The sequence below is a fragment of the Streptomyces sp. NPDC002577 genome, from assembly GCF_053594815.1.
The window spans coordinates 404,566-417,435 of sequence record NZ_JBSFWK010000002.1 but is presented as its reverse complement, the minus strand read 5'-3'; the positions used below and the strand labels follow the sequence as shown (position 1 = coordinate 417,435).

8 protein-coding genes are annotated in these 12,870 nt (G+C 70.6%); 2 read left to right on the top strand and 6 right to left on the bottom strand.

Annotated elements, in window-relative coordinates; translation table 11 throughout:
- The 6 genes from ACWD4J_RS05450 to ACWD4J_RS05425 form a co-directional block, all read right to left on the bottom strand.
- Positions 1 to 714 (bottom strand): PspA/IM30 family protein, encoded by a 714-nt coding sequence (locus ACWD4J_RS05450; RefSeq protein WP_451393965.1) that lies wholly within the window; start codon positions 712 to 714, stop codon positions 1 to 3.
- An 86-nt stretch (positions 715 to 800) separates the two neighbouring features.
- Positions 801 to 2,882 carry a TPM domain-containing protein gene (locus ACWD4J_RS05445; protein WP_451394025.1) on the bottom strand — a complete coding sequence of 694 codons (2,082 nt, stop codon included), beginning with the start codon at positions 2,880 to 2,882 and terminating at the stop codon, positions 801 to 803.
- A 162-nt stretch (positions 2,883 to 3,044) separates the two neighbouring features.
- On the bottom strand, positions 3,045 to 3,845 hold the full coding sequence (locus ACWD4J_RS05440; protein WP_451393964.1) for a succinate dehydrogenase/fumarate reductase iron-sulfur subunit: 801 nt from the start codon (positions 3,843 to 3,845) through the stop codon (positions 3,045 to 3,047).
- Positions 3,842 to 5,779, bottom strand: a complete 1,938-nt coding sequence (locus tag ACWD4J_RS05435) for a fumarate reductase/succinate dehydrogenase flavoprotein subunit (RefSeq protein WP_451393963.1) — start codon at positions 5,777 to 5,779, stop codon at positions 3,842 to 3,844. Before ACWD4J_RS05435 ends, ACWD4J_RS05440 begins: the two co-directional genes overlap by 4 nt.
- A 15-nt stretch (positions 5,780 to 5,794) precedes the next feature.
- Positions 5,795 to 6,616: a hypothetical protein gene (locus ACWD4J_RS05430; RefSeq protein WP_451393962.1), complete on the bottom strand. Its 822-nt coding sequence runs from the start codon at positions 6,614 to 6,616 to the stop codon at positions 5,795 to 5,797.
- Between the two features lie 58 nt (positions 6,617 to 6,674).
- Positions 6,675 to 6,962, bottom strand: a complete 288-nt coding sequence (locus ACWD4J_RS05425; protein WP_451393961.1) for a hypothetical protein — start codon at positions 6,960 to 6,962, stop codon at positions 6,675 to 6,677.
- Positions 6,963 to 7,373: 411 nt separating this feature from the next.
- On the opposite strand from ACWD4J_RS05425, the gene ACWD4J_RS05420 reads away from it, so the two are divergent.
- Entirely contained in the window at positions 7,374 to 9,827 is a 2,454-nt protein-coding gene (locus ACWD4J_RS05420; protein WP_451393960.1) for an ABC transporter substrate-binding protein, read from the top strand.
- 357 nt (positions 9,828 to 10,184) lie between these two features.
- On the top strand, positions 10,185 to 12,092 hold the full coding sequence (typA, locus tag ACWD4J_RS05415) for a translational GTPase TypA (protein ID WP_451393959.1): 1,908 nt from the start codon (positions 10,185 to 10,187) through the stop codon (positions 12,090 to 12,092).
- Positions 12,093 to 12,870: the final 778 nt, after the last annotated feature.

The following is a 12,870-nucleotide window of genomic DNA, read 5'->3' as shown; positions in this document are numbered from 1 at the left end:
TCACGCGTGCGCTTTGAGCGCCGCCAGCCGGGCCTCGATCTCCGCCGCGTCACCCATGGTGTCGAGCTGCTCGAACTGGGCGTCCAGCGAGGACTCGGCCAGCTCCTGCTTGCCCAGCGCCTTCGCCTCCTCGCGGCGGACCTTCTCCTCGAAGCGGTTCAGCTCGCTGGTCGGGTCGAGCACGTTGATGTTCTTCGCGGCGTCCAGCATCTGGTTGTGTGCCTGAGCGGTCTTGGCGCGCGCGATCAGCTGATCGCGCTGCGACTGGAGTTGCGTCAGCTTGACCTTCATCTGGTCGAGGCCGGACTTCAGTTTGTCGACGACCTCCCGCTGCGTGGCGATCGTCGGCTCGGCGTCCTTCGCCTCCCGCTCGTGCTGGAGCTGCCGCTGCAGGGCGACCTTGGCGAGCCCGTCGAACTTGTCCGCCTCGGCCCCGGAGCCCGCGGCCCGCAGCTCGTCGCCTTTTCTGCTGGCGGCCAGCGCCTTGGTGCCCCACTCGGAGGCCGCCTCCAGATCCTCCTGGTGGTCCTGCTCCAGCAGCCGCAGATTGCCGATGGTGGTCGCGACCGCCTGCTCGGCCTCGTTGATGTTGCTGCTGTAGTCGCGGATCAGCTGGTCGAGCATCTTCTGCGGATCCTCGGCCTGGTCCAGCAGGGCATTGATGTTCGCCTTCGCCAGCTGTGCGACGCGGCCGAGGATCGTCTGCTTGGTCATGGGACCACCTCTCGTTCTTGCTGTCCCCGAGTCGCCTTGTCGAGCACGTGCGGCGCCGACCGCCTTCCGGCGGTCCCGCCCACGGCTCAGAACCTCCCGCCGCCACCCCTCCGCCCACGCGTCCCCCCGCCGCCGAAGCTGCCCGGCGCACCGCCCCCGAACCCGCCCGGCGCGCCGAAGCCTCCGCCGTAGCCGCCCCGTCCTCCGCCCATGCCGCCCTGGCCCCGGCCCGTCCCGCCGAGGACCCCGCCGAGCAGGATCCCGCCGAGCACGGCTCCGCTCATGCCGCCGGACCCGCGTCCGCCACCGCCCATCGGACCGCCGTACGGATTGCCGTACGCGCGCACATCCCGCTCGGCGAGCCGTTGCGCCTCGCGGGCCAGCGCATCCGCCTGCTGGGCCTCGGCGAGCGCGGCGGAGGGATCGGCCGGTGCCCGGTCCGGGGCGCGGGTGCCGCCCAGGCCCCCGGCGGCCGCCGTCTCCTGCGCGACCGCGAGGTGCCGCTGTGCCTCGGCGAGCCGCGTCCGCGCCTCGCTGCCCACCGCGGCCCGGTGGTTCGTGATGAAGTCGGACGCGGCGCCCACGGCGCTGCGCGCGGTGAGCAGGGCCTGGTCGAGCAGGGCGCGCGCCCGCTGGTTGCTCACCTCGCGGGCGCGGGCTCCCGCGAGCGCGTCGTCGAGGGCCGCGTCGGCCTCCTCCACGCGCCGCAGCGCGTCGATCGGGTCGTACGAGCCCATGGCGATCTGCGTACGCACCTCGCTGACGACCGACTCGGCGCGCGCGATACGGCCGTGCAGGTCGGCGGTCGAGACGCCCTCCGGGGTGCCGGTGAGCATGCCGCGCGCCTCCGCGAGGTCCGTCTCGGTCTCCGTCACCGCACCCGGAAGCTTGCCCGCGGCCTCGGCGAGTTCCTTCGCGAGCCGGTCCACGGCGTCCACGAACGTGCGTGCCTGGTCCACGGCGCCCTCGGCGGCCCGCAGATGCACCGCCGCCTTGCCGTTGTCACCCGCCCCGACGGCCTCCCGGGCCTGGTCGAGATGGGTCGTGGCGAACACGAGGCGGTCCTTGGCCTGCTCGACGTGGCCCGTGACGGGCAGGACCGCCGTGGCCGCGTAGCGCGCGCCCAGCGCGGTGAGGGTGGCCTGTGCGGTGTCGGTGCGGCCGCTGACGTCCCGTAGCTCCGTCTCGGCGTGCTGAAGTGTCTGCGGTGCGTTGTGCTCCAGGGCACGCAGCCGGTCGAAGCTCTCGGCCTCGGCGTCGAGCCGGCGGCCGGCTTCGGTGCAGCGCGAGGCGATCTCGTCGAGCATGCGCCGCTTGGTCTCGTCGTCCTCGGGGATGGCGTCGTCGAGCCGCTGCCGCAGCCGGAAGGCCGCCATGAGTTCGGCCTTCGCGTACGCGAGTGCCTCGCCGAAGGGCGCGGTGGCCTCTTCGCCGAACTGTGCCGTGGCGAAGCCGAGTTCCTCGGAGCTGGTGCGCACCGCGTCGTCCGTCTCGACGAGCAGCTGCCTCGCCCGCTGGTCGAGCTCGGACAGGGGCACGGCCCGCTCGCCGTGCGCGCCCCACCCGCCGCCCGGCGTCGTACGGGTCGTCACGCGCCTGCGGCGCCGGGTGAACGCGTACGCGGCGACGGCGACGACAGCGCCCAGCACCACGATCGGCACGATGAGATCAGCGGTGGCGTTCTCGCCGCCGGCGCCGCCGGGGTCGGCCTCGCCCGGGGTGATCGTCGGCGTGGGCACCGGCCGGCCCGAGAGGGACGCGCTGATGCCGTTCGCGGCGCCGATGGCGGCGCCCGCCCAGTCGTTCTGCCGCAGCGCGGGCTCGATCGCGGTCTGTGCGACGTCGCGCAGCTCGGCGTCGGTCAGCTTCATGTCCTGGTCGACCGAGTACGCGTACTGCCGGTCGTGCGTGGCCACGGCCAGCAGTACGTCGTTCAGCCCGAGCCCGTTGCGCTGTGCGGTCGTGTCGGCCCAGCTCTGCGGGGCGCGGCCGGAGAAGTCACGGACGTAGGCGACGAAGAGCTGGATGTCGTGCTTGTGGTCGAGGTTGTCGAGGGCCGTAACGACGGCGTCCTTGCGGTCGCCCAGCGCGCCCACCCTGTCCGTGATCTGGCCGGTGCGGGAGAGCGTGATCGGGTCGTCCGCGCGGGCGCCCTGGGCGGGCACCATGAGCCAGCACAGTGCCGCCAGCGCGCATATCAGGGCATACGCGATGCGTGCGCCGTGTGACGGGCATACGCCACTGTGCGACGGCTCTCGGCTCGAGGGAGACGTCACGTCTGTGAGCGTATGACCAGTTCTGTTCTGCCGCGACCCAAGGCCGGTCGCACCCTACGAGGACCCCTGAGACCCCTGAGACCCCCGAGAAGACCGTCGCCCGATCTTCGAGCCCAGCCAGACCAGCGGGTCGTACTTGCGGTCGACCGCCCGTTCCTTCAGGGGGATCAGGGCGTTGTCCGTGATCTTGATGCCCTCGGGACACACCTCCGTGCAGCACTTGGTGATGTTGCAGTAGCCGAGGCCGTGCTCGTCCTGGGCTGTTCGCTTCCGGTCGATGCCGGACGCCTCCGCCGCGTCCAGCGGGTGCATGTCCAGTTCGGCCACCCGCATCAGGAAGCGGGGGCCGGCGAACGCCGCCTTGTTCTCCTCGTGGTCGCGCACCACATGGCAGGTGTCCTGGCACAGGAAGCACTCGATGCACTTGCGGAACTCCTGCGAGCGGTCGACGTCCTCCTGCTGCATCCGGTACTGCCCCGGACCCAGCCCCGCGGGCGGCACGAACGAAGGGATCTCCCGCGCCTTCGCGTAGTTGAAACCGACGTCCGTCACAAGGTCCCGTACCACCGGGAACGCCCGCAGCGGCGTCACCGTGATGGTCTCCTCCCGGGAGAACACGGACATGCGGGTCATGCACATCAGCCGGGGCCGGCCGTTGATCTCGGCGCTGCACGAACCGCACTTGCCGGCCTTGCAGTTCCAGCGCACCGCGAGATCGGGGGCCTGGGTGGCCTGGAGGCGGTGGATGATGTCGAGGACGACCTCGCCGTCGTTCACCTCGACCTTGAAGTCCTCCAGGCCCCCGCCCTCGGCGTCCCCCCGCCACACCTTGAATCGCGCCTCGTACGAACTCATTCGTACAGCTCCTCTTCGGCGAGGTACTTGACCAGCTCCTCCTTGTCGAACAAGGCGAGCAGGTCGGGTCGGATCGGCTCGGTCGTCTCCCGCTCCAGGGAGATCTGGCCGCGGACCGGGTCGGTGGCCGCGAGACCGCCCGTCGGGTCGGCGAGCCGGCACAGCAGGTTGATGTGCCGCCATTCGCGGTCCATCGTCGGGTGGTCCTCGCGGGTGTGGCCGCCGCGGCTCTCCGTACGCTCCAGCGCAGCCCGCGCGATGCACTCGCTGACCAGCAGCATGTTGCGCAGGTCGAGGGCCAGGTGCCAGCCCGGGTTGAACTGGCGGTGCCCCTCGACCCCGGCGCGCCGCGCCCGCACCCGCAGCTCGCCGAGCTTGCGCAGCGCCTGCTCCATCTCCGCCTCGCGGCGGATGATGCCGACCAGGTCGTTCATCGTCTGCTGGAGCTCCTGGTGGAGCGTGTACGGGTTCTCGGGCGGCTCGCCGGGTGTCGGGCCCTCCGCCGAGAACGGGCGCAGCGCCTCGGCCGCCGCCGCGTCCACCTGTTCGGCGTCCACGGCCGGGCGGCGCTCCCCGGTGAGCCCGGCCGCGTACTCGGCCGCGTGCAGCCCCGCCCGCCGCCCGAAGACCAGCAGGTCGGACAGCGAGTTCCCGCCGAGCCGGTTGGAGCCGTGCATGCCGCCCGCGACCTCGCCGGCCGCGTACAGACCGGGCACCCCGCGGGCCGCCGCCGTGTCCGAGTCGACCGCGATGCCGCCCATCACGTAGTGGCAGGTCGGGCCGACCTCCATCGCCTCGGCCGTGATGTCGACGTCCGCGAGCTCCTTGAACTGGTGGTACATGGACGGCAGCCTGCGCTTGATCACCTCGGCGGGCATACGCGTCGACACGTCCAGGTAGACCCCGCCGTGCGGCGAACTGCGCCCCTCCTTCACCTCGGCGTTGATGGCCCGCGCCACCTCGTCGCGTGGCAGCAGCTCGGGCGGGCGCCGGTTGTTGTCCGGGTCGTCGTACCAGCGGTCGGCCTCGTCCTCCGACTCGGCGTACTTGTCCTTGAAGACGTCCGGGATGTAGTCGAACATGAACCGCTTGCCGTCGGAGTTGCGCAGCACCCCGCCGTCCCCGCGGACCGACTCGGTGACGAGGATGCCCTTGACCGACGGCGGCCAGACCATCCCGGTCGGGTGGAACTGCACGAACTCCATGTTCAGCAGCGGCGCCCCGGCCAGCAGCGCCAGCGCGTGCCCGTCACCCGTGTACTCCCACGAGTTCGACGTCACCTTGAAGGACTTGCCGATGCCACCGGTGGCCATGACGACCGAGGGCGCCTCGAGGACGAAGAAGCGGCCCGACTCGCGGTCGTAGCAGAAGACGCCCGAGACGCGTCCGTCTCCGTCCTTGAGCACCCGCGTCACCGTGCACTCCTGGAAGACCTTCAGCCGCGCCTCGTAGTCGCCGGACTCGCGCTTGTCCTCCTGCTGCAGCGACACGATCTTCTGCTGGAGCGTGCGGATCAGCTCCAGGCCCGTACGGTCGCCGACGTGCGCGAGCCGCGGATACTCGTGCCCGCCGAAGTTCCGCTGCGAGATCCGCCCGTCCTTCGTACGGTCGAACAGCGCGCCCCAGGTCTCCAGCTCCCAGACCCGGTCCGGGGCCTCCTGGGCGTGCAGCTCGGCCATCCGCCACTGGTTGAGGAACTTGCCGCCGCGCATCGTGTCGCGGAAGTGGACCTGCCAGTTGTCGCGCTCGTTGACGTTGCCCATGGCCGCCGCGATGCCGCCCTCGGCCATCACCGTGTGCGCCTTGCCGAACAGCGACTTGCAGATCACGGCCGTACGCGCACCCTGCTCACGCGCCTCGATCGCGGCCCGCAGCCCCGCGCCGCCGGCCCCCACCACGACGACGTCCCACTGCTGCCGTTCCACTTCGGACATCAGGCACCTTCCATTTCAGAACAGCCTCGGATCGTCGAAGGCGCCGCTGGCGAGGAGGTACACGTAGAAGTCGGCGAGCGCGACGCTCACCAGCGACGCCCATGCGAGCTGCATGTGCCGGGCGTTGAGCCTGCCGACCCAACTCCACAGCCGGTAGCGCACCGGATGTTTGGAGAAGTGCTTCAGCTTGCCGCCGACGATGTGCCGGCAGGAGTGGCAGGAGAAGGTGTACGCCCAGATCAGCACGATGTTGACCAGAAAGACGAGCGTGCCGAGGCCCATATGGCCCCACTCGTAGTTCTCGTCGCGGAAGGTGAGCACCGTGTCGTACGTCAGGATGCCCGCCACCGGGATCGCCACGTAGAAGAAGTAGCGGTGGATGTTCTGCAGGATCAGCGGGAAGCGGGTCTCACCGGTGTACTTCCTGTGCGGCTCGGCGACCGCGCAGGCCGGCGGGGACGCCCAGAAGCCCCGGTAGTAGGCCTTGCGGTAGTAGTAGCAGGTCAGCCGGAAGCCCAGCGGGAAGATCAGGACGAGCAGGGCGGGGGACAGGCCCCACCAGCTCCCGAAGATCTCCCAGTTCGGGCCCGCGTGCATCGGCTTGCAGTTCTCGGCCAGGCAGGGCGAGTAGAACGGCGAGACGTAGGGCGCCGAGTAGTAGTGGGCGTTCGAGAAGGCCCGCCACGTCGAGTAGACGACGAAGGCCAGCAGCCCGGCCGCCGTCGCGGCGGGCGCCAGCCACCAGCGGTCGGTCCGCAGATGCGGGGCGGGGATGGCGGCGCGGGTGCCTTGGCGTACGCCGCCCGTATTCAGATGTGGTTCGGTGCCGGTGGCCAATGAAGTTCCACTCCCTCATTTTTGTGGCTCGGTTCGCCTCCGGGGCAGGCCGGGCTGGTCAGGGAGCGTGCCGGTCGCGGGCGCCCAGCCCCTCGTCGTCCGAGTCCGTCCACAGCGTGCTGTCGTACGGCGTGTCCGGGATGCCGACGAGTTCGGGCTTCTTCTGCGCCCGGAGGGCGGGCGCGGCCTCGCGCAGCAGCGCGACGCTCTCCCGCAGATGAGCGGCGTCCGTGCGTACCCGGCGGATCTCCAGGCTGCTCCCGGCGTGCCGCTCGAGCCGGCCGAGGGACCGGACGAGGTCGTCGATGCAGCGTTGTACGGCGGTCAGATCGTCCTGCAGGGACATGACTTGCCCTCACTTCCGCAATTGCGGTGGCAACGCTCACGCGCCTGCGAGTGTCGCGCGTCACATCTGGCCTTGTGAAGGGATACGGCCGGATTCCTGGCTCGTGTGCCACGCATGCGCCCCATACGCGCCCCCGATCAGCCCAGCGGCTCCCCTGGTCACGCAGAAACTCCGTGCTCACAGGAGCCCCGACCGCCTCCGTTCGCCACTTGCGCCGCATGGGTGACGTCGGGGCTCTCGCCGCCGTGTCGCTGCCGGCAAACCCGAACGATCCACTTCAGTAGGGCGATACGTGTGATCAGCTCCATATTCGGCTTCCACACTGCATTCCGTACAACCTGAGCAGTCCCGGTCCGATCCTGCCCGGACGGCGGCGGCGGGCGACCGCGAGCCCCGGAGGTACCAGTAGTGATGTCTCTCGACGTCGTCAGGCTGCGCCCTGTCCTGCGATGCGTCGCGCTCCTCGCGGCCGGAGTGCTCGTCGCGCCGGCCCTGACCGGCTGCAGCAGCGACAGCGAGGAGGCGAGCCGCCCGACCGCCGGGCAGGACGTCGCGTCGGCGGGGCGCGAGCTGATCAGCGACGGCGGCACCCTCCACTGGGCCGTCGACGCGATGCCCGAGACGCTCAACGCCTTCCAGGCCGACGCCGACGCGACCACCTCGCGCATCGCCGGCGCCGTCCTGCCGTCCCTGTTCCGGCTCGACGCGCTGAGCCGCCCGCAGCGCAACCCCGACTTCCTGGAGTCCGCCGAGGTCGTCGCGCGCGAACCCAAGCAGGTCGTGCTGTACAAGATCAACCAACAGGCGGTGTGGAGCGACGGCCGCGAGATCGGCGCCCCCGACTTCGCCGCCCAGTGGCGGGCCCTGTCCGGCAAGGACACCGCGTACTGGACGGCGCGCAACGCCGGCTACGACCGGATCGAGAAGGTCGAGAAGGGCGCCAACGACCTGGAGGTACGGGTCACCTTCGGCAAGCCGTACGCGGACTGGCGCTCGCTGTTCTCGCCGCTGTACCCGAAGGACGTCATGGGCACCCCGGACACCTTCAACGACGGTGCGCGGGCCAAGCTGAAGGTCAGCTCCGGGCCGTTCGTCCTCACGAAGATCGACCGGGCGGCGGGCGATGTGACGCTGGAGCGCAACCCGCGCTGGTGGGGCCGGCCGGCCAAGCTCTCCCAGATCGTGCTGCGCGCCGTGCCGCGCGACCAGCGGGCCGCCGCGCTCGCCGACGGCCGCCTCGACCTCGCCGACGTCGAGCCGTCCGACGCGCAGCGCATCGCACTCGCCGCCCGCGACAAGGCGGCCCAGGGGGCACAGCCCCTGAGCGGGCCCGCCGCCGAGACCACCCCCGGCCAGGCGCTGCGCTCCTGGGCCGTCGCACACGGCTCGGACCAGCAGGCGGCCGAGGCCGAGAAGCTCGACCGCGCGAAGCGGAGCGAGGCGGTCGAGAAGTACGACGAGGAGCAGTCGGGCCTGCGCGACTTCGTCCTCCGCAAGTCGCTGGAGCCCGCCTACACGCAGCTCGCCCTCAACGGCGCCCAGGGTCCGCTCGCCGACGAGCGTGTACGCCGCGCCGTGGCCCGCGCCATCGACCGCGACGAGCTCGCCCGGCTCGTACTGACGCCGCTCGGCCTGCCCGCCGAGCCGGTCGGCAGCCATCTCGCGCTGGCCGGCCAGGCGGCGTACTCCGACAACAGCGGGGCCATCGGAGGCCAGGACACCAAGGCGGCGCGGGCGCTGCTCGCGGACGCCGGGTGGGTGCCGGGCAGCACGGACAAGGGCAAGAAGAACGGAAACGCCGCGGGCAGCCAGGGCCGGGACTCCGGCAAGCCGGCCGGCGGGGCACCGGGCGGGTCCGCCGACACCTCGAAGAGCACCGAGCGGTCCACCGAGGCCGGTGCGGAGGAGGACGCCGCCGGAGACGACGACGGTGTCTACATCGTGGGCGAGGAGGACGACAAGCCGGGGCACGACGGCCGGGAGGACGGCAAGCCCGGGCAGGACGACCGGGCGGACGGCAAGCCCGGCGACATCGGCAGGGCGGTGCTCGCGCCCTCCCCGGCCGTCGCTCTCCAGCGCGCGGCGCTCGTCCGTCAGGCCGACGCCCTGCTCGTGCCCGCCGATGCCGACCAGGAGAAGCAGCAGGATCCGCGGGGCCAGGACGGCAGGCAGCAGGCCAGCGGACGCGGCGTCCCGGGCGCGTACGCGCCGCAGGGCACCGCGGCCCCCAAGCCGAGCGGGACCACGGCGTCGCCGGCCGGTGCCGTGGCCGACGCTCTCGCCGAGGGCCAGCTGGCCAAGGACGGCAAGCCGCTGACGCTCCGCTTCGTGCTCCCCTCGGGCCCCGGATCGGAACAGCTGCGCACCGTGGGCGACCGGATCTCGCGGATGCTGGAGGCCGTCGGAATCCGCACGGAGATCTCGAGGGTCTCCGACGACAGCTACTTCAAGGACCACATCGCGTCCGGCCAGTACGACCTCGCGCTGTACTCGTGGCCCGCGACCGCCTTCCCGGCGACCGACGACCAGCCGATCTTCGGCAAGCCGGTGCCCGCTGCGGACGGCTCGCTGAGCATCGGGCAGAACTACACGCGTGTCGGCACCGACCAGATCGACCAGCTCTTCGACCAGGCGGTCGCCGAGCTGGACGAGAAGGAGGCGACGTCGCTGATCAAGCAGGCCGACGCCCGCATCTGGGCGGCGGCCGGCTCCATCCCCCTCTACCAGCGCCCCGAGCTGGTGGCCGCCCGCCCCAACCTCGCCAACGCCGGCGCCTTCGGCTTCGAGACCCCGGTCTACGAGGACATGGGCTTCCTGAAGGCGGGGATCCACCCGGGCGCCCCCAAGGGAAGCCCGACCCGCTGACCGCCACCGTTGTGGCAGGCCCGCCGCTCCCGTTGTGGGCATGCGTTCCTCCCCCAGCTACCGCTGGGAGGTGCCCCCAGGCGATGGGGGTACCTCCCATGCCCTTGAGGCAATGGGAAAGGGTGGGCACAACCCAGGTCGTACGGCACGTGCGCGTGAGGCAGAAACCCCGACGTCGGGGCGGCACTCCGGCCCCAGCGCGCCCTCTGAAGAAGGGGCGCCCAAACGGCCCGAGGAAGCCCTACCCCGGAGGGCCCCGTACGATGGGGTGAGGCCGTGGCGTGTCCAGCCCGGCAGGGTCCGCGGGACGTAGACGTCCGCGAGGCCGTCCTCACCACTCCGGGAGTACGCCGCACCATGGCCACGCGCCAAGACATCCGCAACGTCGCCATCGTCGCCCACGTCGACCACGGCAAGACCACCCTCGTCGACGGCATGCTGAAGCAGGCCGGCGCCTTCGCAGCCCACGCCGCCGAAAACCTCGACGAGCGGATGATGGACTCGAACGACTTGGAACGTGAGAAGGGCATCACGATCCTCGCCAAGAACACCGCGGTGAAGTACCACCCGAAGGCCGGCGGGGACCCCATCACGATCAACATCATCGACACCCCCGGCCACGCCGACTTCGGCGGCGAGGTCGAGCGCGGCCTGTCGATGGTCGACGGCGTCGTCCTCCTCGTCGACGCCTCCGAGGGCCCCCTCCCGCAGACCCGCTTCGTGCTGCGCAAGGCCCTCGCCGCCCGCCTCCCGGTGATCCTCTGCATCAACAAGACGGACCGCCCGGACTCCCGGATCGACGAGGTCGTCAACGAGACGTACGACCTGTTCCTGGACCTGGACGCGGACGAGGACCAGATCGAGTTCCCGATCGTCTATGCCTGCGCCCGCGACGGCATCGCCTCGCTGACCAAGCCGGAGGACGGCACCGTCCCGGCCGACAGCGACAGCCTGGAGCCGTTCTTCTCGACGATCCTGGACACCATCCCGGCCCCGTCGTACGACGAGGAGGCCCCGCTCCAGGCCCACGTCACCAACCTCGACGCCGACAACTTCCTCGGCCGTATCGCGCTGCTCCGCGTCGAGCAGGGCGAGCTGCGCAAGGGCCAGACCGTCACGTGGATCAAGCGCGACGGCACGATGTCCAACGTGCGCATCACCGAGCTGCTGATGACCGAGGCGCTCACCCGCAAGCCCGCCGAGAAGGCCGGCCCGGGTGACATCTGCGCAGTCGCCGGTATCCCGGACATCATGATCGGCGAGACCCTCGCCGACCCCGAGAACCCGATCGCGCTGCCGCTGATCACGGTCGACGAGCCGGCGATCTCCATGACCATCGGTACGAACACCTCGCCGCTGGTCGGCCGTGGTGGCACCGGCAAGGGCGCGGACGCCAAGGCCGCGGTCAAGGACCGCAAGGTCACCGCCCGCCAGGTCAAGGACCGTCTCGACCGCGAGCTGATCGGTAACGTCTCCCTCCGTGTGCTCGACACCGAGCGCCCGGACGCCTGGGAGGTCCAGGGCCGTGGTGAGCTCGCGCTCGCCATCCTGGTCGAGCAGATGCGCCGCGAGGGCTTCGAGCTGACCATCGGCAAGCCGCAGGTCGTCACCAAGGAGGTCGACGGCAAGGTCCACGAGCCCGTCGAGCGCATGACGATCGACGTGCCCGAGGAGCACATGGGCGCGGTCACGCAGCTCATGGGCGTCCGCAAGGGCCGCATGGACAACATGTCCAACCACGGCTCCGGCTGGGTCCGCATGGAGTTCGTCGTACCGTCCCGCGGTCTGATCGGCTTCCGTACGGAGTTCCTGACCGGCACGCGCGGGACGGGCATCGCCCACTCCATCCACGAGGGCCACGAGCCGTGGTTCGGCACGCTGACGACCCGTAACAACGGTTCGCTGGTCGCCGACCGCGCCGGCGCCGTCACCGCGTTCGCTATGACGAACCTGCAGGAGCGCGGTGTGCTGTTCACCGACCCCGGCACAGAGGTGTACGAGGGCATGATCGTCGGCGAGAACTCGCGCTCCGACGACATGGACGTGAACATCACCAAGGAGAAGAAGCTCACGAACATGCGGTCGTCCTCGGCCGACTCGTTCGAGGCGATCGTCCCGCCGCGCAAGCTTTCGCTGGAGCAGTCGCTGGAGTTCTGCCGCGACGACGAGTGCGTCGAGGTGACCCCGGAGGCCGTCCGCATCCGCAAGGTGGTGCTGGACCAGCGGGACCGCGCTCGCTCGGCTTCGCGCGCCAAGCACGCGTGACGCTGGGCGCTGTGCCTGTGCCGTAGACAAGCTCGCCGCGCAGCCCCAGGGCTGCGCGGCGAGCTTGCTGTTTGCCGCCGCGTGCGGGCGGTGGTGGGCTGGGGCGCCTACGTCCGGTGCGTGGGTCGGCCGTCGGGCGGCTAGCGGCCGACTGTTGTGGGCAATCGTTCCGCAGGGCTGGGGGCACCTCCCAGCGGTAGCTGGGGGAGGGTGGGCACAACCCACGTCGTACGGTTCCCCTGTGTCCGGCCCCAGCGCAGCTTCCGCTGACAGACACAGCCCCGGCATTCCGCCGAAACATCCAGCCGGTACCACAGTTGCCAGGGATGCGCGTCACACCCATATCTACGCGCGGGGACTGGCAGCTACCCTTCCTGTTAGGACGCCCGAGGGTTCAGGCGCGGGACGCCGGGAAGGGTATGGCAGATCATCGCCATGTCCACAACCCCTTTTCCTTGATCGACTGTCCGGAATGCGGACAGCGTTGCCCGATAGATATGTAACGCGTCCGTTTCGCGTCCATCTATCTAGGATCGGTTTGTCCGGATTTTGGACTAAGTTCGCGTCAGGTGTGATCGAACCGAGACCAAAAGGGTGTGGCCGGGCCGTACCCCATGGCTAATAGTTAGGCGCGTAGAGCTCGGGTCAATGGGTCACGCGCTGTGGGGAGCGCCGACTCACGAGCACACTGGGGCACCGGATCTCTTCGCCGTCAGGGGTGGCGGCGTCGTGTCATGTGCCCCCTCTTGCAGTGAACAAGTGGACTCATGAGGAGGAA